This window comes from Candidatus Borkfalkia ceftriaxoniphila, assembly GCF_004134775.1.
Taxonomy (GTDB): domain Bacteria; phylum Bacillota; class Clostridia; order Christensenellales; family Borkfalkiaceae; genus Borkfalkia; species Borkfalkia ceftriaxoniphila.
Genome location: NZ_SDOZ01000002.1, coordinates 724206 through 746633, shown reverse-complemented (window position 1 = coordinate 746633; position 22428 = coordinate 724206). Strand labels below are relative to the sequence as shown.

General features: G+C 55.6%; 21 protein-coding genes. All 21 read left to right on the top strand.

Going from position 1 to position 22428, the window contains the following annotated elements; genetic code table 11:
* Positions 1 to 10: 10 nt before the first annotated feature.
* The 21 genes from ESZ91_RS03610 to ESZ91_RS03515 all read left to right on the top strand — a co-directional run bounded on the left by ESZ91_RS03610 (position 11) and on the right by ESZ91_RS03515 (position 22420).
* Positions 11 to 2113, top strand: coding sequence for a glycoside hydrolase family 36 protein (locus tag ESZ91_RS03610; protein WP_161971034.1), 2103 nt, complete (start codon positions 11 to 13; stop codon positions 2111 to 2113).
* Positions 2110 to 3315, top strand: coding sequence for a uroporphyrinogen decarboxylase/cobalamine-independent methonine synthase family protein (locus tag ESZ91_RS11640; RefSeq protein WP_161971033.1), 1206 nt, complete (start codon positions 2110 to 2112; stop codon positions 3313 to 3315). The genes ESZ91_RS03610 and ESZ91_RS11640 overlap by 4 nt, the downstream gene beginning before the upstream one ends.
* A gap of 17 nt (positions 3316 to 3332) precedes the next feature.
* Positions 3333 to 6626 (top strand): GDSL-type esterase/lipase family protein, encoded by a 3294-nt coding sequence (locus ESZ91_RS03605; protein ID WP_161971032.1) that lies wholly within the window; start codon positions 3333 to 3335, stop codon positions 6624 to 6626.
* A gap of 162 nt (positions 6627 to 6788) precedes the next feature.
* Positions 6789 to 7931 carry an SLC13 family permease gene (locus tag ESZ91_RS03600; RefSeq protein WP_201270842.1) on the top strand — a complete coding sequence of 381 codons (1143 nt, stop codon included), beginning with the start codon at positions 6789 to 6791 and terminating at the stop codon, positions 7929 to 7931.
* Positions 7932 to 8043: 112 nt separating this feature from the next.
* On the top strand, positions 8044 to 8592 hold the full coding sequence (locus ESZ91_RS03595) for a stage II sporulation protein R (protein ID WP_161971031.1): 549 nt from the start codon (positions 8044 to 8046) through the stop codon (positions 8590 to 8592).
* A 17-nt stretch (positions 8593 to 8609) separates the two neighbouring features.
* On the top strand, positions 8610 to 9335 hold the full coding sequence (sleB, locus tag ESZ91_RS03590; protein WP_129224228.1) for a spore cortex-lytic enzyme: 726 nt from the start codon (positions 8610 to 8612) through the stop codon (positions 9333 to 9335).
* A 13-nt stretch (positions 9336 to 9348) separates the two neighbouring features.
* A complete protein-coding gene (locus ESZ91_RS03585) occupies positions 9349 to 11292 on the top strand; it encodes a PepSY1/2 domain-containing protein (RefSeq protein WP_129224226.1) in 1944 nt (647 codons plus the stop codon).
* Positions 11293 to 11394: 102 nt separating this feature from the next.
* Positions 11395 to 11745: a DUF6054 family protein gene (locus tag ESZ91_RS03580; protein WP_129224224.1), complete on the top strand. Its 351-nt coding sequence runs from the start codon at positions 11395 to 11397 to the stop codon at positions 11743 to 11745.
* 176 nt (positions 11746 to 11921) lie between these two features.
* Positions 11922 to 12350 (top strand): protein-export chaperone SecB, encoded by a 429-nt coding sequence (locus tag ESZ91_RS03575; protein ID WP_129224222.1) that lies wholly within the window; start codon positions 11922 to 11924, stop codon positions 12348 to 12350.
* Between the two features lie 149 nt (positions 12351 to 12499).
* Positions 12500 to 12919, top strand: a complete 420-nt coding sequence (locus ESZ91_RS03570; protein WP_129224220.1) for a 3-hydroxyacyl-ACP dehydratase FabZ family protein — start codon at positions 12500 to 12502, stop codon at positions 12917 to 12919.
* A 76-nt stretch (positions 12920 to 12995) separates the two neighbouring features.
* The gene (locus ESZ91_RS03565) at positions 12996 to 13958 is read left to right on the top strand and encodes a beta-ketoacyl-ACP synthase III (RefSeq protein WP_129224218.1); all 963 of its coding nucleotides are present in this window, start codon (positions 12996 to 12998) and stop codon (positions 13956 to 13958) included.
* Positions 13959 to 13975: 17 nt separating this feature from the next.
* The gene (locus ESZ91_RS03560; RefSeq protein WP_129224216.1) at positions 13976 to 14203 is read left to right on the top strand and encodes an acyl carrier protein; all 228 of its coding nucleotides are present in this window, start codon (positions 13976 to 13978) and stop codon (positions 14201 to 14203) included.
* Positions 14204 to 14215: 12 nt separating this feature from the next.
* Complete coding sequence (gene fabK / locus ESZ91_RS03555; protein WP_129224214.1) at positions 14216 to 15157, top strand: enoyl-[acyl-carrier-protein] reductase FabK; 942 nt, start codon at positions 14216 to 14218, stop codon at positions 15155 to 15157.
* Positions 15145 to 15981 (top strand): ACP S-malonyltransferase, encoded by an 837-nt coding sequence (locus tag ESZ91_RS03550; RefSeq protein ID WP_129224212.1) that lies wholly within the window; start codon positions 15145 to 15147, stop codon positions 15979 to 15981. Before fabK ends, ESZ91_RS03550 begins: the two co-directional genes overlap by 13 nt.
* Positions 15982 to 15999: 18 nt before the next feature.
* Complete coding sequence (fabG, locus tag ESZ91_RS03545) at positions 16000 to 16749, top strand: 3-oxoacyl-[acyl-carrier-protein] reductase (protein ID WP_129224210.1); 750 nt, start codon at positions 16000 to 16002, stop codon at positions 16747 to 16749.
* A 117-nt stretch (positions 16750 to 16866) separates the two neighbouring features.
* On the top strand, positions 16867 to 18102 hold the full coding sequence (fabF, locus tag ESZ91_RS03540) for a beta-ketoacyl-ACP synthase II (RefSeq protein ID WP_129224208.1): 1236 nt from the start codon (positions 16867 to 16869) through the stop codon (positions 18100 to 18102).
* A gap of 18 nt (positions 18103 to 18120) precedes the next feature.
* The gene (gene accB / locus ESZ91_RS03535; protein ID WP_129224206.1) at positions 18121 to 18576 is read left to right on the top strand and encodes an acetyl-CoA carboxylase biotin carboxyl carrier protein; all 456 of its coding nucleotides are present in this window, start codon (positions 18121 to 18123) and stop codon (positions 18574 to 18576) included.
* An 11-nt stretch (positions 18577 to 18587) separates the two neighbouring features.
* Positions 18588 to 19931 (top strand): acetyl-CoA carboxylase biotin carboxylase subunit, encoded by a 1344-nt coding sequence (accC, locus tag ESZ91_RS03530; protein WP_129224204.1) that lies wholly within the window; start codon positions 18588 to 18590, stop codon positions 19929 to 19931.
* A 28-nt stretch (positions 19932 to 19959) separates the two neighbouring features.
* Positions 19960 to 20820 (top strand): acetyl-CoA carboxylase, carboxyltransferase subunit beta, encoded by an 861-nt coding sequence (gene accD, locus ESZ91_RS03525; RefSeq protein WP_236082711.1) that lies wholly within the window; start codon positions 19960 to 19962, stop codon positions 20818 to 20820.
* 1 nt (position 20821) lies between these two features.
* Complete coding sequence (accA, locus tag ESZ91_RS03520) at positions 20822 to 21586, top strand: carboxyltransferase subunit alpha (RefSeq protein ID WP_129224202.1); 765 nt, start codon at positions 20822 to 20824, stop codon at positions 21584 to 21586.
* A gap of 21 nt (positions 21587 to 21607) precedes the next feature.
* Positions 21608 to 22420: a DegV family protein gene (locus ESZ91_RS03515; protein WP_129224200.1), complete on the top strand. Its 813-nt coding sequence runs from the start codon at positions 21608 to 21610 to the stop codon at positions 22418 to 22420.
* Positions 22421 to 22428: the final 8 nt, after the last annotated feature.

Below are 22428 nucleotides of genomic sequence, written 5' to 3'. Positions count from 1 at the left end.
CGGAGATTTTATGAATATCACGAGCGGAAAATGTAAACTGAAATGGGACGAAAACGGTAAACTCGTCGATTTTGCCGCATCTTCCAAAGAAGAATATGTAGGATTCGTTCCCTTTAAACTGTGCGTGGCGGGCGAAAGTGAGGGGCAGTTTTCCGAACTGACCTCCGCTAACTGCCTGCTTTCCGAACAGTTTCGCTTGGCGGGAAAAGAGAGAAAAGAGGGCGCGACCCTCTTTTCCTATTTCCACGACGGACTGAAACTGCGCGAAGTAACGGAAATTTCCCCCTTAGGGAATACGGGCGTATTCGTCTGCCGTTCGCGCCTTTTCAACGAAAGCGGGCAAGAGATCGTCGTCAATGCCTTTTCCTCCGCCTTTTTAAGCGGCATGGGCGGGGGCATCGGCGAGAGCGCGCCGCCCCTTCGCGCGCACTGGTTCGAAGCGGCGTGGCACGCGGAAGTGCGCCATCGGTCGCAGTCTGTGCGGGAATTGGGACTGACGTACGTTTCCCCGCATTTTATGAGCAAGAGTTTCGTGCTCTCCTCGCACGGGGGCTACACCACGGCGAAATATTTTCCTTCCCTGTATCTGGAAGATACGCGCAAAAAGAAAATATGGTTTATAAACGCCGAATGCGAGGGCAACTGGAATATCGGGCTGGGACACGCGGCGGCGTACGCCGCGCAGAAGGCGGGCTGGTATCTGGAAAGCCGCCATATTTCCGCGTCGGATCTCGGCGCCGCGCTCGTTTTGCGGGCGGGAGAGCGGTACGAAGCGCCCGCCGTGCTGTTCGGCGCGGTTGCGGGCGGTATAGACGAAGCGACGGAGGCGCTCACCCGCGCACGCCGCGTCCTCTATAAAAAGGAGACCGCCCCGCTCATGTTCAACGACTACATGAACTGCCTTTGGAGCGACGTGACCGAAGATAAAATTCTTACGCTGGCAAAAAAAGCGGCGGCGCTGGGCGCGGAGGGATACTGTATCGACTGCGGCTGGTATGCGCCATCCGACAGCCTTTACGGCGGGCTGGGCGACTGGAAGGAGAGTCCCGACCGCTTCCCGAAACTCGGCTTGCGCGGCGTTCTGAAAGAAATTCAAAAGTTGGGACTCGTCGCGGGCGTGTGGACGGAACTGGAACTTTGCAGCGAAAACGCCGAAGCGTTCTCTTTCCCCGACGAATACTTCATTTGCGAACACGGCAAAAGAGTGGGCGGCGGCGAGCGGTATTTCTTTGATTTTTCCAATCCCGACGTGCGTACATATCTCTTTGAACGGGTCAAAGCGCTCTACGATATGGGCGTGCGCTATATCAAAAACGACTTCAACGCGGCGATCCGCTGGACGACGCTCTCCGACGTCATCGCGAAAAACCATCGCGCGGCAATGGCGTTTTACGACGGGCTCAAATCCGCGTTTCCCGATCTGTATTTGGAAAACTGCGGCAGCGGAGCCATGCGTTCGGACTACGGCACCCTCAAGCATTTTTGCTTGCAGAGCACGTCCGATCAGGAATTGTACTATTTGAACCCGCCCATCGCGCAGGGCACGCTCGCGAATATTTTGCCCGAGCAGGCGGGGATCTGGGCGTATCCCTATCCCAACCTTTTCGACGTTCGCGCGGACGCGCGCGCCATGGAAGAGGAGGCGGCGCGTCAAAAGGGCGGGCGGCAGACGATATTCAATCTTGTCAACGGCATCGCGGGCAATCTGTACCTATCGGGAAGGCTCGACTATGCCGACGAGGAAAACGCGGCGCTCATCGCGGAAGGCGTGCGCTATTTCAAATCTTTGCGCCCTTTCAAGGCGCGCGCGAGCGCAGTCTATCCCGTCGGCTTTGCGGATATTTCCGACCTCGGCGAATTTACCGCGCTGGGCCTTATTGACGATGAAAAGACCAAACTCGTGCTCTTTTTCTGGCGGTTCGGCGGGAACGGGACAAATTTCCGCATACCTTTGAAAAAGTGGCTTGGCGAACAAACGGAGACCGTTCGCGCCTATCCCGAACGGGACTGCGGCGTCGGCGCGATGCTGAACGGCAAATCGCTCGACGTCACGGCGAGAGAGCCGTACAGCGCCGCGATTTTCGAGATCGCGCTTAAAAAGGAGAAAATATGATACCGAACAAGGATAAGGAAATACTGCGTACCCTCGCTTCCCGCTATCGGGAAATTTCGGCGGGCGAGGAAAATCGGAAACTGCGCGCCGAATGGGTACGGTTCAACGACGAAAAAGCGGGGCGCCCCAAAGTCATCGTGGACGAGATCCCCTGGCAGGAAATGCAATGCGAAGAGTTGGAAAACCGCTGTGAAAGCGCCTTTGCCCGTTCGTTGGAAACGCATTTTTTGCGCAAACTGTATAGCAAAAAACATTTCGATACCGATTTGGTGTTGGACGATTATATCAAACTCCCCGTGCCGGTCCTGGGCTGCGATTACGGTATTTCCGCCGCCACGGAGAGCGCTTCCGCCCAATCCAACCGCTTCTGCGATTTGTTGGAAGAGGAAAAAGACATCGAAAAGATTTGTTTTCAGGAAGTACGCGTCGACCGCGCGGAATACGAACGATGCGCGGAAATTTACGAGGATATTTTCGGCGGCGTGATCCCCGTACGTCACACGGGGCGCACGGTGCTCTTCAACGCGTGGGATCTTCTGGAAACCTGGCACGGTGTGGAAAACTGCTTGATGGACCTATACGATCGCCCCGAATTTCTGCACGCGATCATGCGCCGCATCACCGACGTCACGCACCATATCATCGACGGGCTGGAAAAACTGCGCCTCGTCGAGGGGCGGCAGGAATCTTTGTGCTATTCGCTCTTATACAGCGACTGGAAGGGCGCGGGCGAAGAGGGCACGGCGAAAAATTCCTGGACGTTCGGCACCGCGCAGATATTTTCTTCCGTTTCCAAAGAGATGCACGAGGAATTCGAACTTCCCTACGCGCGCGAAATTTTCGCGCGGTTCGGCAAGGGCTATTACGGCTGCTGCGAACCTCTCCACGACCGCATGGGTATGGTCAACATGATCCCGAACGTGGAAAAAGTTTCGGTCAGCCCCTTTGCCGACGCGCGCGTCGCCGCGCAGAATATCGGCAATCGTTATATCATGAGCCGCAAACCCACGCCCGCCTATCTGGGCACTTCTTCCGTCGAATGGGACATCGTCGAACGGGAGATCAAAGAAACCTTGCAGGCGTGCCGCGAATACGGCGTCGCCGTCGAATTTATCTTAAAAGATCTCACCACCGTGCAGCGCGCGCCCGCGCGTTTGGAAGAATGGAGCCGCCGCGTCATGCGTCTGGTAAAGAATTATTAAATTTCGGGGAAGGGAAGATGAAAAAGAGAATTTTATTGCTTCTGGCGCTCGTCGGGTGCCTTTGCGCGTGCCTTGCGGCAGCGCCCGCGTTTGCGGAGCCTGCTTCGGATACGATCTGCGTCACGGGCGCGGATATCTTGCGCGGCGCGCGTTCCAACGTCAACCGCGAACTCACGGGCGTCAATATCACCGCCGACGGCGTAGAACTGCGCGGCGCGTTCGAAGCGGATAAACCCGTAATCAAGGCGGCAGTGAAAAAGGGCGTCGCGCTCACCGAAAATTTTTCCGTACAGGCGGAGATCTTGCAGGCGGACGCGGGCTGTAACGTGGATATCGGCTTTATTTCGGGCGACGTGGACGAATCGTGGTTGGATCCCTGGGACTTTCTTGGGATAGATATGAATGATCCCGGCAGTCTTGCGAAATTTAAAAATATCGGCGGTTTTACCGTGCGCTTTTCCATGAGCGGCGCGTCCGCTTCCACCGTCATGATGAAAGGCGTGGGCGAAAACCTGACCGATGCGGCGTTCGCCGTCGCGGGCGTCACGCAATCCGTTCCCTTTGCAAGCGCGCGCGAACTGACTCTCGTCAAAGAAGGCGGAAACTGGTCCGTTTCCGCGAACGGCGCCGTTTTACCCCTCGAAGCGAACGCTACGCTTCTGAACCCGTCGGGCAGCGAAAGCGCGCAGGCTTTTCTCAATAAGACGCTCGACGCGATGCTCGGCAAACAGGTCTACGCTTTTATCTGCATGGAAGGGGGCGACGGTGCTTCCGCCGCGGTCAGACTCAAAGGCGCGGGCGGCAAAACGTTCGCCGCGCCCTCGCGCGATGATCCCTATGCGGGCGATAGTTCGTATGAAAAAGACCCCGCGGAAAAAATCGAGTTTTCGCTTGCGGAAAATTACTATCTCGGTATGCCCGAATACGCCGACCGCGCGTTCACCTATCTCAGCCAACCCTATATGGATCCAATGTTCGAAGTGAGCGAAAAGGGTCTGCGTTTGAGCGGCCGCGATAAACTGTACGGCGTGAATGCGGACGTCACCTACCTTACGCCATTCGCCTCGTTTGACGGGTTTTCCGCCGTCCTGTCCGCGGGCGATATGCCGAGATCGACTTCCAAAATCAATTCCAACATCTCTTTGACGCTCAACGGGCAGAAATTTGCCAGTTATTATGCCTGGAATTCCATTCATGTCAAAATCACGTTCCCTTACGGGAGCGACGCGGAAGGCTTTTTCGCAAGCGTCCTTTTATGGGACGAGCCGTCTTATCCGAACGGCGTGTATACCCCCGTACTGCGCGCGGAACTGCCTGCGGCGTATATTCCCGCTGCGGACGGCGATATCGTCGTAAAGACCGCGAAAGTGGACGGGAACTATTACGTTTACGTCAACGGCGTGCGTTTCGGGGACGGATTTGAAAGCGCGCTCAACGAAACGGTCGCAAAAATCGAAAAAGGTTATACCGACGCGGAGGGGAAGAACAGCGGGTTTTACGTTTCCACACTCAACACCACCGCGTACCTTGCAGACGGCACGGGCGTGGACGACGGCGTGCTTTCGGGCAAAGCGAGCCACTATCTCAAACAGATCGGCGGCAAAAAGATCGTCAACGAACAGCCCACGTTAAAAACGGCGCAGGCGCCCTGGGCGCCCTCGGAAAAGGACGTTACGGTAAACAGCATAAAACTTTCGTTCAGCGCCGAAACGCCCGACCGCACGGACGGCAACTTCCAGGTAGACGGCTATCTCGTGGAGCGCTGGCGCGCAGGCAAATTCGACAAATCTTTCGTGCTGAAAGGCGCGGATAACCGTACGTTTACGGATACGGGACTTCTTTCCGATACCCGCTATACGTACCGCGTATACGCGGTGAGCGGCGCGGATACTGCCTCGCCCGTCAAACTCGTCGCCTATCAGCCCATTGCGGTCAAGACGCTTGCCGCGCCGGCCGTAAGCATTGCCGCAGGGCTCTTTATTCTCGGCGGAGGCATCGCCCTGATCGCGGCGCTGTTGGCGATCCGATGCGCGTCCGTGCCCAAACGAATTAAGCAAAAAAGATTTTGTGCGCCCGCGCCGCGCGTGAAAGTGAAAAAGAAAGCGCGCCCTCTGGCGCTCGCGCTGTGCGCGTGTTTGTTTTTGGGAATGCTGAGCGGCTGCGGCCCTACTGCGCCGACGCCCAAACCCGAACCCGAGCCGACGAAAGGGGAGGCATTTGTGGATACTTTTGAAAACGGTACGACGCCCGCCTGGAAGAGCGGCGTCATGTATAACGAGACGGTTTTAATGCTCAAAAGCGGCGATAAAATGCCCTCGGGCAAACTCGCTTTCCGCCCGAAAAAGGTTATCTCTGTGCGCAGTTACACGCTGGAAACGACTTATACGGAAAATAAGGATTACACCATCGACGCAGAGGGGAATATCTTTCTCACGCAGAACTCGGCCTGTCCCTATCTCAATGAAGAAAACCTGTTTTACAAGACCCGTCCGCAGGGCGTGGAGGGGCTGTACGAGTTTCCCGCCTCCTCGTCGTCCGTTCCCAGCCTCATGTACACGGAAACTTCGTATCTCGTGGAAAAACAGATCTGCGTCACCTACGAATACGATATGAATGAATTTTCGAAGGAAGCGGTAAGCGCGGCGGACGAAAGCAAACTGCCGGCTTTGCGCAACCTGTTAAAAGAGCGCGCGCCCGTGCGGCTGGCGGTGTTGGGCGACAGCATTTCCGAAGGCGCCAACAGCAGCGGTAAACTGAATATCGCGCCCTATCAGCCCATCTATTCGTCGCTCTTCCGCCGCTACGTGGAAAAGACTTTCAGCGTCGATATCGACTTTCAGAACTATTCCATGGGCGGCATGGCGTCCGAATGGGGCGCTTCCCGCGCATACGCGGTGGGGCAGTCCATGCCCGATCTGGTGATTTTATCCTTCGGCGCGAACGACGGAGGCACGGGCACAGACAACAGCGTCGCGCCCGTACCCGTGGCGACCTTCGAGAGCAATATCCGCGCCGCCATGGCAAACGTCAGAAAGTACAATCCCTCCTGCGAATTTATATTGGTTTCCTCCCTCATGCCCAATCCGCAAAGCGGCGCGTTCGGTATTCAGGGGCAGTACGCTGAGGCGATGGACAAGATCGCGGAAAACGACGCTTCCGTCGTATCGGTAAATATGTATGCCCTGCACGAATATCTCGTGTTCGAGCGCGGCAAACATTACGTCGATCTGAGTTCCAACAATATCAATCACCCCAACGATTTTCTCATCCGTCTGTACGCCATGAATATTATTTCCGCTTTATGGAACTAAAAAAAGAGAGAGCCGAAACGCTCTCTCTTTCCTTTTATAAAATACCGATCGCAAAGCCTTTGCCTGTGGCGGCGGCATTTTCGGGATACTTTTCGAAAATTCCCTCCCTTGCCCGCATTTCCGATTGACGAAACGCGCGCGCGGAACTATAATATTCCGGATATGGAAAAAGTCAAAAAAAAGACGGCGGCAACGCTGTTACATATTATGAAAAACAGCGCGGTGTTGTGGATCGCGCTCGCGGCGGCGGGGATCACCTGTATTTTCGTTCCCATCGACAGGGGATATCTGGATTACTTCGATCTGCGCACGCTCTCGTGTCTCTTCTGTACGCTGGCTGTGGTAGGGGCGTTCAAGAATATCAAATTTTTCGTGTGGCTCGCCGATAAGATCGTCAGGCGTTTCAAGAGCGTGCGCGGCGTCGTGCTCGCGCTCGTGTCCGTCACCTATTTCGGCTCGATGATCATGGCGAACGACATGGCGCTCGTCACTTTTCTGCCGCTCGGTTTTTTCGTGCTCGATTCGTGCGGCAAAAGAAAGCACCTCGCGTTTACTTTCGTTATGCAGAATATCGCCGCCAATCTCGGCGGTATGCTCACGCCTTTCGGCAATCCCCAGAATCTGTACCTGTATTCTTTTTACGAGATCGGCACCGCGGAATTTTTCAAAATCATGGCGTTGCCCTTTGCCGCCGCGTTCGCACTGATCTTCGGTGTGTGCCTGTTCGTAAAGAAGGAGAGCGTGGAAGTGGGCACGCGCCCCAAAGCGTCGCCGCCCGTATGGCGCGTTCTCGCCTATTCTCTGCTGTTCGTTCTCTCCGTGTGCATCGTTTTCCGCCTCTTTCCCTATTATTGGGGACTGCTCGCCGTGTTTGCCGCCGTACTCGTTTTGGATCGGAAAGCGCTGTTGCGCGTGGATTATGCTCTGCTTTTGACGTTTTGCGCTTTTTTCGTGTTTTCGGGAAACCTCTCGCGTATCCCCGCCGTGCGGGAATTTTTCAGTTCGCTGATGGCGCTCGATCCGCTCTTTTTCGGCGTTTTGTCCTGCCAGGCGATTTCCAACGTGCCGTCCGCGGTGCTCCTGTCGCATTTTACCGAAGATTTCCGACGGCTGCTCATCGCGGTCAATCTCGGCGGTCTGGGAACGCCTGTCGCCTCGCTCGCGAGCCTGATCACTCTCAATACCTACCGTGCGCTCGATCCGAAAGGGACAAGGCGCTATCTCGCAAAATTTCTGCTTTTCAATTTTTCCTTCCTTCTCGTGCTTCTCGGCATATCGTATTTGACAGTATATTTCGTTTTATAAAAAAACGCCCGCAAGTTGCGGACGTTTTTTTCTTACCGTGAACGTATAAACCGCGAAAAATATGTTCATAAAAGAAAAGCGGCGCCGGGAAACGGCGCGGGGAGGTTTTGAAATGAAAAAATTTTGCATAGTTTTTATGTTTTTATTCATAATAATTCTGACGGTATGTATGAGCGCAACGCCCGCAGCGGGAACGGAATCGGAATTTCTGCGCGTGCATATCCGCGCCAACTCCGACGCCGTGTACGACCAATCGGTCAAATACGAAGTCAAGGACGCGGTCGTGGATTATCTCATGCCCCTCGCGGCTGCCTGCCAAAGCAAAGCGCAGGCGATGAAAAGGATCGAGGAAGTACTTTCCGAGATCGAACAGGTCGCAGACGAGGTCTTGCGCGAACACGGCTATTCTTACTGCGCAAAGGCAAAACTTACGAGGGAAGAGTTCCCCACCCGCGTTTACGAGAACGTAACGCTGGAAAGCGGCGTGTACGACGCGCTTATTCTGGAACTCGGCGAGGCATCGGGCGCCAACTGGTGGTGCGTGATCTATCCCCCCTTATGCTTTGCTGGCGAGGCGACAGGCGCGAATATACGTTACCGTTCGGCAATTTACGATATCATTGCGGGCTTCTTTTCCCACGATTCGGGCGCGTCCGCATAGATTTTTAAGGAGGAGAAATGAAAAAAATCTTAGCAGTGAGCGCGCTTACGCTCGTCTTTGCGGCGGCGTGCACCTTCGGCGTTCTGTTCGCGGCGCAAAGCGCCGTCGCAAATACCGGCAGCGGTTATTCTTTTGCGATCGATGCGGCGGTCCTCAAAAAGGGCAGTACGGGCTCCGAAGTCAAAAAAGTTCAACAAAAGTTAAAAAATTGGGGCTACTATTCGGGCTCCGTGGACGGGATCTACGGTTCCCAGACCAAAAAAGCGGTCGAATATTTCCAGCGTAAAAACGGTTTGAGCGTCGACGGTATCGTCGGCAAACAGACGTTCGCGGCCCTCGGCATCAACACGGGCAGTTCGTCGTCTTCGTCGTCTTCCAACGGGAATTATTCCAACGCGGATATGCAACTTCTGGCGCGGTGCATTTATGCGGAGGCGCGCGGCGAGAGTTATACGGGTCAGGTCGCGGTCGGCGCGGTCATTTTAAACCGCGTGAAGAGCCCCAAATTCCCCAACACCATTTCGGGCGTTATCTACCAGAAGGGCGCGTTTACCGCCGTTTCCGACGGTCAGATCAACCTTTCGCCCGACCAGACTGCGATGAACGCGGCGAAAGACGCCGTGAACGGCTGGGACCCTTCGTACGGTTGTCTGTACTATTATAACCCCGCGGTTGCCACGAGTTCGTGGATCTTCTCCCGCGAAACGGTTACGGTGATCGGCAAGCACGTCTTTGCCATTTGATAAGGAGGATGCGATGAAGAAAGATAATAAGATTTCCAGCGGCGCCGAAAAGGTAGAGAATATCAACAAAGAGAGCGGCTCGGAAAAGTCGGAAAAAATTGAACGCAAAAGCGGCTCGGAAAAGTCGGTGAAACACGGCAGGAACGCCGCAGCCATCGAGCGCGAGAATGAACGCGCGGAAGCCCGTCTGGAAGCCGCGATGGAGCGCGAGAACAAAAAGCGCGAAAAGCAGGCGGAAATGCAGCATCGCCGCGCGGATATGGCCGCGGACCGCATCGCCGCGCACGAGCGCCGCGAAGCGGAGATGGAAGAGCGCCGCGCAGCCCATCGCTTAGCGCAGGAAAAGAAGGCGGAAGAGCGCCTTGCCGCCCGCGAAAAGCGGAAAGCGGAGATGGAGGAGCGCCGCGCGGAACAGATCGCTGCCCGCGAAAGAAAATTAGAGGAGCGCCGCGAACGCGCTTCCGCAAGGGCAACGCTTTCCGCAAGCGAGAGAAAAGAGCAGAAACGCGCCATGCGCGCCGAGCGCGAAGAGCGCAGAAGGGAACAGCACGCGCATATGATGGAAGAACGCGAACGTAAAAGAGAAGAGCGCGCAGCCCGCAGGGCGGAACGCGGCGACCGCCGCGACCGCACGCCGGGATTCGGCGGCTGGATCACCGCGGTGGTATCTTTGAGCGTCATGGTGCTCGCGCTGGGCGCGGTCGTCACCGTAGGGTATTTCAACCTGCAAAACGTGCGTTCCAACGTATCCAACGGCTATACCGGTTCGTTTTACGAACTGATGAGTTTTGTCGACAATATGGACACGAACCTTTCCAAGGCGCGCGTCGCAAACGGAAGATACGAACAGCAGAAATTGCTCACCAACGTAGTCGTGGAGAGCGAACTGTGCGAAAACTGCCTCGAATCTTTCCCCGTCAGCGTGGAAAAAACGGAGAATCTCACTTCGTTTATCAACCGCGTCAGCGACTATTCCCGTTCGCTCCTCAACAAACTTGCCAAGGGCGGCAAACTGAGCGAAGAGGAAGGAGAGGTCATCCAGTATATGTACGAAACGACCAACGCCCTCAAAAACAAACTCAACGAAACGGTGAACTCCCTCGACAGCAAAGAGATCAATAAGATCCTCGACGGCCACAGCGAAGTGTTCGACAAGGGATTCGCGGCCATGGAAAACGACACCATTCAGATGCCCAAGATGATCTACGACGGTCCGTTCGCGCAGTCCGCCAACAGCGGCGACGTCAAACTCATCGCGAAAATGGGCGAGATCTCAGAAAAGGAAGCCAAAGAGAAGATCGCGGCTATCTTTGAAAAGCACGATATGAAAGAAATCGATATGACGGGCGAGACCAAACTGCGCAATATCGAACTGTATAACTTCGAAATGAAGGACAACGCGGGCAGAATGTTCAGCGCGCAGATGACCAAAAAGGGCGGCGTGCTGGCGATGTTCGACAGTTACGAAAAGTGCGAAGCGCACAACTTCGACGTCGAAGCCTGCGTCGAGATCGCCGAAAACTTCCTTGAAAAAGCGGGATTCGACGATATGCAGGAAGTCTGGATCAGCGAAGCGGGCACCGAGTGCACCATCAACTTTGCGTACGAACAGAACGGCGTGGTCTGCTATTCCGATCTGGTGAAAGTCAAAGTCTGCGAAGAGAAGGGCGCCGTCATCGGACTGGAAGCGAACTCGTATATCCGTTCGCACACCGAACGCAAACTGCCCGCCGCCAAACTTTCCATGAAAGAGGCGCGCGCGAAACTCAAAAACGGTTTCGAAGCCGAAACCGAACGCCTGTGCCTCATTCCCGTGGATAACACGGAAACGCTCGCGTACGAATTCTCGGGCGAATACGGCGGCAGCACCTATTACGTCTATATCGACGCCGTAAACGGTTCCGAGTGCGAACTCTTTACCGTAGTCGGCAGCAACCAGGGCAGAGCCTTGATGTAACAGATCATAAAAGTAAAAAAGGAGTTTCGGCTCCTTTTTTTCATGCCGCTTGCTTTTGCGTCCGTTTCATGTTATAATCATAAAAACAGAGGAGGACGTCTTATGAAAAGCGTGAGGCTGACCGCAGATCGGAATATCGATCTGCAAGAGATCTTAAAAGGGGAACCGTTTTCCTGTTTTTGTTCGGAAGACGGAATGTATCTGCGGGAATTCATCGAAGGCGACGGAAAAATAACGGTGTGTATCGGGGAAGAGTTCTATTTCCGAACCAATTCCACGCTGATGGTCGCCATGATCGTGAAAGAGGAACCGAACAAAACGATCGTGGATATCGTATCGGGCGGCGGCAAGACGGGCTGGTTGAACGTGTCCTGGGGTTCGGAGAACAGCGCCGTGAAAAAAATAAAAAAAGTGTTTGCAAACATGGGATTCGAGGTGTGCGAGGAATCGTAAATCTGAAAGAAAAACCCGACCGCGGCGTCCGCTTCGGTCGGGTTTTTTTGAATAAAACGACAAAAAACGCATTCCGTGATGATTAAAATAGGGAATATTTATGCAATCGCGTTGACAATCGCCGCGTTTGATTGTATAATTTATAGGCATATATTGTAGATTCGGGGGTGTGAGTCATGGAACATATTTCTTTGAATCTGCGCGGGATCCGCGCGGAAGAACTCAGTTTCAAACAAAACAACGTGAAGATTCCCAAAGACGCGAAACTGGACTTGAAGCCCTCTTTTTCCCGCCGCGTGCGCAAGACGCCCGACAACGAAAAATTGCATTTCGTGACGTTGGAAGTCAAAATAGAGAGCAGCGAAACTTCGCCCAAGCCCTTCGATCTGAAAGTCTGCCTGACGGGCGTATTCGAGGCGGAAGTCGGAAGCGACTTCGAACGGCGCGCGTTCAACGTGCAGGCGGTCGCGATCCTGTATCCCTATCTCAGGGCGGCGGTCACCAATCTCACGGGCGCGGCGTTCGTCGCGCCGCTCGTTCTGCCCGTGGTGGGCGGCGCGCTCTTTCCCGAGGACAGGGAACCGCCCGAAGTCTTTCCGAACTGATTTTCACCTCGGCGACACAATCCGAAAAATGGGTGAAAAAAGCGGGCGGATTGTTAATCGTTTGACATTATTATAAAACATTTGGTAAAATAAATTGAAAGCGGCCGCACGCGGCGGCGCTAATTTTAGGATTTAGAGGAAGAGTAGTTATGTTCAGAGAGGAAATCAAAAAGCACCTCCCGCATCGGGAACCCATGCTCCTTTTGGATGAAGTGAACGTAAACGAAGGGGGCGAAGCCGTGGGCAAGTACACCGTGCGCGGCGACGAATTCTTTTTGCAGGGGCATTTTCCCGGCAATCCCATCGTGCCGGGCGTCATCCAACTGGAAATGATCGCGCAGACCTCCGTCGCGCTTTTGTGCGACAACGAGGGCGCCACGCCCATGTACACGGGGCTCAACAACGTCAAATTCAAGCACCCGCTTCTGCCCGGCGACACCGCCGTCATGACCGTTTCCATTACGGCGAGAAAGGGCATTTTCTGTTTCGCCAAGGGGAATTTGAAGGCGAACGGAAAACTTTGCACCTGCGCGGAATTCTCGTTTGCAATGGTTCCCCCCGAAAAATAAGGATAAAAGTACGTAAAAACTGTTTCGACGAAATTTTTCCCGAAGCGGGTTTTTTCATGTTTGGAAGGAAGATAAAATGTCATTCGATATTCTGGGCACGGGCAGCCGCGTCCCCCGAAAAGTTGTCACCAACGATGATTTAACAGAATTTCTCGATACGTCCGACGAATGGATCTATACGCGCACGGGCATCCGGAAAAGGCACGTTCTGACCGACGAAACGCTGCTCGATCTTGCCGTCGGTTCCGCGGAGATTGCCCTGGAAGATGCAAAAACTTCTCCTTCGGAGATCGGGTTCGTGCTGGCGGCGACCATGCGCGGCGACACCGTCACGCCCTCGTTCGCGTTCTGCGTGGCGGAAAAACTCGGCATCGCCGCGCCCGCGTTCGACGTCAACGCGGCGTGCGTGGGCGTTCTGTATTGCATGGAACTTGCCGATTCTCTCATTTCCACGGGCAAAGCGGATAAAATACTCATCGTATCCGCCGAGGCGATGTCCAAACTCGTCGACTGGAACGACCGCGCGTCCTGCGTACTGTTCGGCGACGGCAGCGGCGCCATGGTCGTGGGAAAGGGCGAAGGGCGTCTTGCGGGCATACTTTCGGGAAAGCCCGACAGCGTGTCCATCCGCATGCCCTCGTTCGAGGGCGAAAGCCGTTTCAACGAGATCAAGGCGGAAAAGATGGTCATGCACATGGACGGGCAGGAAGTGTATAAATTCGCGGTCAACGCCATGGGTCACGAGATCGAAAACGTCTGTAAAAAGGCGGGCATCGAGCCTGCGGAAGTGGACTGGTTCCTCCCGCATCAGGCGAACGTGCGCATCGTGGACGCCTGTCAGAAAAAGTTTAAAATAGAAAAGAGCAAAGTGCTCATGAACATTGCCGAATACGGCAACATGAGCGCGACTTCGATCATGGTGCTTTTGGACGAATTTGCCAAAAAGGGCACCTTTCACAGAGGAGACAAGTTGCTGTTCGTCGCGTTCGGAGGCGGACTGACGAGCGGCGCTTTACTCATAAAATGGAATAAAGATTAAAAAAGGAGATTGAAAAAATGGAAACTTTGGCGAAATTGAAGGAAATTCTCAGCGAATGCAAGGGCGAAGAACTGGACGTGAACATGGATACCACGTTCGACGAACTGGACTTCGACTCTCTGGATAAAGTGGATATCGTCATGCAGATCGAAGAGGCGTACGATATTTCTTTGGGCGACAATATGGCTCTCTCCACCGTGGGCGAACTGGTCAAAAAGATCGACGAGGCCGTCGCAAACAAGTAAGCAAGCGGTACTATGCAGACAAAATTAACGAAATTACTTCATATCGAGCACCCCGTTATCCAGGGCGGCATGGCGTGGATCGCGGACGCGTCGCTCGCGAGCGCCGTTTCCAACGCGGGCGGCCTCGGCATCATTTCCGCCATGAACGCGAACGCCGACTGGGTGCGCAGCGAAATACGCGCCTGTAAAGCGATGACGGATAAGCCCTTCGGCGTCAATCTCATGCTGATGAGCCCTTTCGTCGAAGAAGTCGCGAAAGTGGTCGCCGAGGAAAAAGTCCCCGTCGTCACCACGGGCGCGGGCAATCCCTCGCGTTTCGTCAAAATGTGGAAAGAGGCGGGTATCACCATTCTTCCCGTCGTGGCGTCCACGGCGCTGGCGAAGATCGTCGAGCGCGCGGGCGTTGACGCGGTGATCGCCGAGGGCGGCGAGAGCGGCGGGCACGTGGGCGACCTTACGACCATGGCGCTCGTGCCGCAGGTGGTAGACGCGGTGAAGATCCCCGTCGTCGCCGCGGGCGGAATCGCGGATGGCCGGGGCATGGTCGCCGCCTTTGCGCTCGGCGCGTGCGGTGTGCAGATGGGCACCCGTTTTCTGGTAGCAAAAGAGTGCACCGTGCACCCGAATTATAAGCAGAAAGTGCTGGCGGCCAAGGATATTTCCACCATGGTCACGGGCAGAAGGCTGGGACATCCCGTCCGCTCGATCAAGACCACCTATACCAACGCTTACGCCAAGTTGGAGGCGGACGGCAATACTCCCGACGAAGAACTCGAACAGTTCGGCGTGGGTTCGCTGCGCTTTGCCGCCAAAGAGGGCGACACGGAAAAGGGCTGTTTCCTCGCGGGACAGATCGCGGGGCTCGTGAAGTGCGAACAGAGCGCCAAAGAGATCGTCGACGACGTGATGGCGGGCGCGGAAAAACTGATGGAGGGCGTCAAGTGGGACGTTTAGCCTATCTGTTTGCGGGCCAGGGCGCCCAAGTCGTCGGCATGGCGTCCGACGTGAAAGACCTTCCCAAGGTCAAAAATTTGTTCGAGCGCGCGGAGAGCGTGTGCGCGGGCGTCGTCGAAAAGATGCTTTGCGGCCCGCAGGAAGATCTGAACCGCACGCTCTGGACGCAGCCCGCCATGTTTCTGGCGGATCTCGCGTATGCGTACGCGCGTGAGGAAGAAACGGGCGCGCCGCAGGCGGTCTGCGGATTTTCCGTGGGCGAAGTGCCCGCGCTTTGCTTTGCGGGCTCGTTGTCGGAAGAGGACGCGCTCAAAGCCATCGTGCGCCGCGCGCAGTTGATGGAAGAATACACAGGGCGGGTGCAGGGTTGTATGATCGCCGTCGTCGGGTTGGAGCCCGGGGCGGTCGAAGCGCTCTGCGACGGCAAAAATACCCATCCCGCCAACTATAATTCCCGCAAACAGACGGTCGTCGCCTGCGCGATGAGCGAACGGGAAGAATTTTCCGCGCGCGTGAAACAGGCGGGCGGAAGGGCGATCCCCCTCAAAGTGAGCGGTATGTTCCATTGCCCCGAACTTGCGCCCGAAGCGGAAAAATTCGCGGAATTTTTGTCCGCGCTGAACTTTCAAAAACCGAGAATGGACGTGTACGCCAATCTCACGGCGCTGCCGTACGCAGAAGATTTCGTCGGCACGCTGTCCGAACAGATGTGTTCCCCCGTGCGCTTTGCCGCAACGGTGGAAAATATGCGCGCCGCGGGTATCGAAGAATTCATCGAGGTGGGGCCCGGAAAGGTGCTGACCAATCTCGTGCAGCGCGGCTGACTTTAAAAGGAGAACATTATGTCTGAAAAGACTGAAAATAGAGTCGCCCTCATCACGGGCGCTGCCCGCGGCATCGGCGCGACCATCGCGCTAGCGCTCGCGGCGGAAGGCACGGATATCGCCGTCGTGGACTACGGCGAAAAGTCCGCGGCGGAAGAAACGCTCGCAAAGATCGCGGAACGCGGCGTGCGCGTCGCCTATTATCGCTGCGACGTTTCGGATTTTGCCGCCGCAAAGGCGACGGCGGACGCAGTTTTCAAGGATTTCGGCAAGATAGATATCCTCGTCAACAACGCGGGCGTCACTGCGGACAAACTGCTCGTCCGCATGGAAGAGGCGGACTGGGACCGCGTCATCAACATCAACCTGAAAGGTTGTTTCAACATGATCAAACACGTCACCCCCTATATGATGCGCAAGCGCTACGGCCGTATCGTATCCATCAGTTCGGTCGTCGGACTCATGGGCAACGCGGGGCAGGCGAATTATTCCGCTTCCAAAGCGGGCATCATCGGGCTGACCAAGACGGTCGCCAAGGAATTTGCGCCGCGCGGCGTCACCGCCAACGCGGTCGCGCCCGGCTTTATCAAGACGGCGATGACCGACGCGCTCTCCGAGGAGCAGAAACAGGCGATGTATAAACTCATTCCCCTCGGGAAACTGGGCGAAACGGAAGACATTGCGGAAGCGGTGCTCTTTCTCGTTTCCGACCGCGCGCGCTATATCACGGGCGAAGTGCTGCGCGTAGACGGCGGCATGTGCATGTAATTTTTTGTGAATGATCACAAAAATCAACTGCGCAATACCGAAGGGCGGAGCCTTTCAAATCACGGAAAATACTTTTGTGGGTTCAAAAAGATTTTCGTGAACAATAACGGAGGATTTATGGAAAGAAGAGTTGTCGTAACGGGGCTGGGAGCGGTCACGCCGCTCGGCAACGACGTGAAATCAACCTGGGAAAATATGATCGCGGGCAAGAACGGCATCGATTTTGTCACCGCGTTCGATATCGGTTCCTTTAAGGCAAAACTGGCGGGCGAGGTCAAGGGCTTCGACCCCGCGCTGTATATGCCCAAGGGCGACGTCAGAAAGACCGATCTGTACGCGCAGTACGCCTTGGCGGCGGCGGTGCAGGCGGTCGAAGACAGCAAGATCGAGGGCACCGTGGAGCCCGACCGCATGGGCGTGTATATCGGTTCGGGGATCGGCGGCATTCACACCCTCGTCGCAGAGCACGCGAAGGGAATGGAAAAGGGTTGGAACCGCATTTCTCCCTATTTCGTACCGATGATGATCTCCAACATCGCCTCGGGCACGGTGGCGATCCGCTACAATGCGCAGGGGCCGAATATTGCGGTCGTCACGGCGTGCGCCACGTCCACGAACAGCATCGGCGAGGCGTTTCGCGCCGTCCGTCACGGCTATGCCGACGCGATGATCGCAGGCGGCAGCGAGGCGGCGATCAACGAGATCTGTTTCGGCGGGTTCATCAGTTGTCAGGCGCTCTCGCAGAGCGAAGATAAAGACCGCGCTTCCATTCCTTTCGACAAGGAACGCGGCGGTTTCGTGATGGGCGAAGGCGGCGGCGTGCTCGTTCTGGAAGAACTGGAACGCGCAAAACGGCGCGGCGCGAAGATCTATGCCGAAGTCGTGGGCTATGCCTGCACCAACGACGCCTATCACATGACCGCGCCCAATCCCGAGGCGATCGCCTCCTCGCGCGCCATCATGCTGGCAGCGAAAGAGGGCGGCGTGGTCGCGGACGAAAAACTGTATATCAACGCGCACGGCACGGGAACGCCGCTCAACGATAAAACGGAGACCGCCGCCATCAAAAAGGCGTTCGGCGAAAACGCGTATAAACTGCACGTTTCTTCGACAAAGTCGATGACGGGGCATATGCTCGGCGCCGCGGGCGCGGTGGAGGCCATCGCCGCCGTCAAAGCGCTCGAAGAAGGCGTTATTCCGCCCACGATCAACTACCGCGTGAAGGACGACGAGTGCGATCTCGACGTCACGCCGAACGTCGCCGTGCGGGCGCCGCTGGAATTCGCGCTGTCTACCTCTCTGGGATTCGGAGGCCATAACGGCTGTCTTGCATTCAGGAAATACAGGGATTAGTACACATAGGAGTATAACATGGATAATAAAAAGTTGAAAGGCATCGTGGATATTTTCAACGACAGCGGTCTGACTTTTATGGAAATAAACGAAAAGGAAGGGGAGAACGCCTTTTCCATCAAACTGGAAAAGAAAGGCGAAATTTTACCCGTCCCCGCGTCCGCCCATGCCGCCCCGCAGTTTTCGGCAACGGAGCCCGCAGCCTCGGATACCGAGCGCGAGATCAAGGATTTCAATAAATACCGCGACGTGAAATCGCCCATGGTGGGCATCTTTTACACCTCGCCTTCGCCCGATTCCGAGCCGTTCATCAAAGTGGGCGACAAGGTGAAAAAGGGCGATACGCTCTGTATCATCGAGGCGATGAAACTGATGAACGACGTCGTCGCGGAAGAGGACGGCGAACTTGTGGAGATCTGCGCGGAAAACGGCTCTTTGGTCGAATTCGGGCAGGTGCTTTTCAAGATATTTTAAAAGGGTAAGAGATGTTCAGTAAAATTCTGATAGCGAATCGTGGCGAGATCGCCGTGCGCATCATCCGTGCCTGCAACGAAATGGGCATTTCCACCGTGGCGGTATACTCTGAGGCGGACGCGAACTCGCTGCACGTCAATCTGGCGGACGAGAGTTACTGTATCGGCCCCGCGCTTTTGAAAGACAGTTATTTGAATATGACCGCGATCATCGACGTGGCGATCGCGACGGGCTGCCAGGCGATCCATCCCGGTTACGGGCTTTTGAGCGAGAATGCGCGCTTTGCCGAACTTTGCGAAAAATGCAACGTCAAGTTCATCGGGCCGCACTATTCCGTCATCGCGAAAATGGGCGATAAGGACGAGGCCAGAAGGACCATGAAAGCGGCGGGCGTGCCCGTCGTTCCCGGGCTCGACGAGATCGCCGACGTTGCGGAGGCAAAGGCGTTCGCTGCAAAAATAGGCTATCCCGTCATCGTCAAGGCGAGCGCGGGCGGCGGCGGCCGCGGGATCCGCATCGTGGAAAGGGAAGAGGATTTCGAAACCGCGGTGGCGCTCGCGTCCAACGAGGCTCTCTCCGCTTTCGGCAACGGCAAGGTGTATCTGGAAAAATTTCTGACCGACGTCAAGCACGTGGAAATGCAGATCGTCGCCGACGAACAGGGCAACGTGGTGTGTTTGGGCGAGCGCGACTGCTCCATGCAGCGCAAGAACCAGAAACTCATAGAGGAGAGCCCCTGCGTCGTTTTGAAAGAAGACGTGCGCCGCGAAATGATGCGCTGCGCCGTGCTGGCGGCGAAAGCGGTCAATTACACGAGCCTCGGCACCATCGAGTTTTTGCTCGATAAAAATAACGATTTCTATTTTATGGAAATGAACACCCGCCTGCAAGTCGAGCACCCCGTCACCGAATACGTCACGGGCATCGATATCGTCAAGTGGCAGATCCGCATCGCGGCGGGCGTGGAGTTCATGTATAAACAGGAAGATATCCGATTCCGCGGCTGCGCCATCGAGTGCCGCATCAACGCGGAGGACGTGCGCAAAAATTTCCGTCCCTGCTGCGGCAGGATCAACCTTTTGCACATTCCGGGCGGACCGTGGGTGCGTTTCGATACCGCCATTTACCAGGATTATATGATCCCGCCCTATTACGACAGCATGATCGGCAAACTTATCGTCTTCGCGCGCGACCGCACCGAGGCGATACGGAAAATGCAGGCGGCGCTGTGCGAACTGGTCATCGAGGGAGTCTGCACCAATGCGGAACTTTCGGGCGATATCCTCGCCGAGCCCGCATTCAAGAGCGGCGAGTACTGCACCAATTTCCTGGATAAATTTCTGAAAAACTACTAAATAAACCCGCAGACAGGGAGTTTGTAACGTGAAATTCGAAGATATTAAAAAGTTTTTCTTCAAAAAACCGAAAAACGAGTTGGAAGGGGACGGGGAGGCCACTGCGTCCGCGATTCCCGAAAAACTCGCCACAAAGTGCGAAAAGTGCAAGCAGATCATTCTGTGCGACGAACTTGCAGCCAATCAATATATGTGCCCGAAGTGCGGCTTTTACCATAAAATGGGCGCGCGCGAGCGCATATCCTTCAATTTCGACGGATTTGAGGAACTTTTCGCGGAAGTGACGGGCGAAAATCTGCTGCAATTCCCGGGATATGACGAAAAACTGGAAAAATCGCGTGCGGCGAGTTCTGAAAAAGAGGCGGTCGTGTGCGGCACCGCTTTTTCGGGCGGGCATAAAGCCGCGGTGTTTGCCATGGATCCCCGCTTTATGATGGGCAGCATGGGGCACGCGGTGGGCGAAAAAATCGCCTCGCTGTTCGAATACGCCACGGAACAAAAACTTCCCGTCGTCGGCTTTGTTCTGAGCGGCGGCGCGCGCATGCAGGAGGGCATCATTTCCCTCATGCAGATGGCAAAGACGAGCGCCGCGGTCGCCAAGCACGGCGAAGCGGGGCTTTTGTATATCAGCGTTCTGACCGATCCCACGACGGGCGGCGTGTCCGCTTCTTTCGCGTTCGAATCGGATATCATTGTAGCGGAAAAAGGCGCGCTCATCGGTTTTGCCGGCCCGCGCGTCATCGAACAGACCATCCGACAGAAATTGCCCGAAGGGTTTCAGCGCGCGGAGTTTTTGCAGGAAAAGGGCTTTGTGGATCTTATCGTGGCGCGCAAAGAGATGAAAGAAAAGTTGGCGGAACTTTTACGCCTGCACGCGGCGGAGGTATAGAATGAACGCATACGAAAAAGTGCTCAAAAGCCGCGAAAAGGGCAGACCCACCGCGGTGAAATACATCGGCAGTATCGTGGAGAATTTCATCGAACTGCACGGAGATCGCCGCTTTTCCGACGATAAGGCGATCATCGGCGGCATCGGCACGATCTCGGGCATGCCAGTCACGGTCATCGGCATCGAAAAGGGCGACGGCACGGCGGATAAGATCGCGCATAATTTCGGCTGCGCGCATCCCGAGGGTTACCGCAAGGCTGTGCGGCTGATGAAAGAGGCGGAAAAATTCCGCCGTCCCGTGCTCTGTTTTGTGGATACGTCGGGCGCGTACTGCGGCATCGGCGCGGAAGAGCGCGGACAGAGCGAGGCGATCGCGACTTCCATTCTGGAAATGATCCGCTTAAAGACGCCCACGCTCTCGATCATCATCGGCGAGGGCGGCAGCGGCGGCGCGCTTTCCCTGTGCGCCGCGGACGAAGTGTGGATCACTTCCAATTCCACCTATTCCGTTATTTCTCCCGAGGGCTGCGCCTCGATTTTGTGGAAAGACAGCGGAAAAGTCGCAGAGGCTTCGGAAAGTCTGAAACTCACGGCGGACGATCTCGTATCGCTCGGCGCGGTGGAGAAAATATTCGAAGAGAACGACTTTCCCGAAACGTTTTTCGAAGATATGAAAGAACAGATCTTCCGATTCTTTCAGCAAAAGAAAAAAGTGCCTGCCGATGAACTTATCGAAGAGCGCTATCGCCGTTTCCGCAAGTTTTAAAGCACGCAAAGGAGGAAAAATATGATCGCAATCGTAACCGACTCTACGGTCGGCTACTCTTCGGCGGAAATTTCCAGCCGCGGCATCGTGAAGGTAGTTCCCGTCAACTATCAGATCGGCGCCAAATTTTTCGAAGAGCGTCCGTCCGACAAAAACGGAAACTTTTTGCCGCTCATCCGCGGTGAAAAGTGCAAGACAGCGCAGCCCGCGCTCAGCCATTTCATCTCTGCGTTCAATTCGCTCGTGTCCGCGGGGCACGAGGTCATCTGTATCGTGATGAGTTCCGCGCTGTCGGGCACCTATTCCTCCGCGAAATTCGCCGCGGGCGAAGTGGGCGGCAAGATCTATGTGCTCGATTCGGAGACAGTGGGAATGGGGATGCACCTTTTGGTGGACGAGGCCGTGAACATGATCAACGGCGGTTTCGATTTCGAACATACCGTCGAACATCTCGAAGCGCTGAAAAAAAAGATCCGTATCGTCTTTACCGTGGAAACGCTGGATAACCTGCGCGCGGGAGGAAGGCTGATCTCCGCGAAAGGAAAGATCAATTTCAACTATAAGCCGATCTTCGATCTGTATAAAAAACTGACTTTCCGCTGCAATGCGCGGCTCGCGCGCGACAGATTGCAGATTTTGTGCGAGGCTCTGCCCGATAACACCCGCCGCATCATCGTGGCGCGCTGCGGAGAAACGAAACAGGCGGACGAACTTGCCGCGCTCATCGGGCACCGCTTTGCGCACATACACGTCCATCGCCGCGAACTGGGACCCGTTCTGTCCATCCATACGGGTGAAGGCGCGTTCGGCGTGGCTTTCGTTACACAGGACTGACAGTCGCG

Coding starts and splice junctions, on each gene's coding strand:
- ESZ91_RS03565 (WP_129224218.1), top strand. CDS start 12,996: ATGTCATTCGATATTCTGGGCACGGGCAGCCGCGTCCCCCGAAAAGTT.
- ESZ91_RS11640 (WP_161971033.1), top strand. CDS start 2,110: ATGATACCGAACAAGGATAAGGAAATACTGCGTACCCTCGCTTCCCGC.
- fabG (WP_129224210.1), top strand. CDS start 16,000: ATGTCTGAAAAGACTGAAAATAGAGTCGCCCTCATCACGGGCGCTGCC.
- ESZ91_RS03595 (WP_161971031.1), top strand. CDS start 8,044: ATGAAAAAATTTTGCATAGTTTTTATGTTTTTATTCATAATAATTCTG.
- ESZ91_RS03600 (WP_201270842.1), top strand. CDS start 6,789: ATGGAAAAAGTCAAAAAAAAGACGGCGGCAACGCTGTTACATATTATG.
- ESZ91_RS03605 (WP_161971032.1), top strand. CDS start 3,333: ATGAAAAAGAGAATTTTATTGCTTCTGGCGCTCGTCGGGTGCCTTTGC.
- ESZ91_RS03560 (WP_129224216.1), top strand. CDS start 13,976: ATGGAAACTTTGGCGAAATTGAAGGAAATTCTCAGCGAATGCAAGGGC.
- ESZ91_RS03515 (WP_129224200.1), top strand. CDS start 21,608: ATGATCGCAATCGTAACCGACTCTACGGTCGGCTACTCTTCGGCGGAA.
- accC (WP_129224204.1), top strand. CDS start 18,588: ATGTTCAGTAAAATTCTGATAGCGAATCGTGGCGAGATCGCCGTGCGC.
- ESZ91_RS03570 (WP_129224220.1), top strand. CDS start 12,500: ATGTTCAGAGAGGAAATCAAAAAGCACCTCCCGCATCGGGAACCCATG.
- ESZ91_RS03575 (WP_129224222.1), top strand. CDS start 11,922: ATGGAACATATTTCTTTGAATCTGCGCGGGATCCGCGCGGAAGAACTC.
- ESZ91_RS03580 (WP_129224224.1), top strand. CDS start 11,395: ATGAAAAGCGTGAGGCTGACCGCAGATCGGAATATCGATCTGCAAGAG.
- sleB (WP_129224228.1), top strand. CDS start 8,610: ATGAAAAAAATCTTAGCAGTGAGCGCGCTTACGCTCGTCTTTGCGGCG.
- accA (WP_129224202.1), top strand. CDS start 20,822: ATGAACGCATACGAAAAAGTGCTCAAAAGCCGCGAAAAGGGCAGACCC.
- ESZ91_RS03610 (WP_161971034.1), top strand. CDS start 11: ATGAATATCACGAGCGGAAAATGTAAACTGAAATGGGACGAAAACGGT.
- ESZ91_RS03585 (WP_129224226.1), top strand. CDS start 9,349: ATGAAGAAAGATAATAAGATTTCCAGCGGCGCCGAAAAGGTAGAGAAT.
- fabK (WP_129224214.1), top strand. CDS start 14,216: ATGCAGACAAAATTAACGAAATTACTTCATATCGAGCACCCCGTTATC.
- fabF (WP_129224208.1), top strand. CDS start 16,867: ATGGAAAGAAGAGTTGTCGTAACGGGGCTGGGAGCGGTCACGCCGCTC.
- accB (WP_129224206.1), top strand. CDS start 18,121: ATGGATAATAAAAAGTTGAAAGGCATCGTGGATATTTTCAACGACAGC.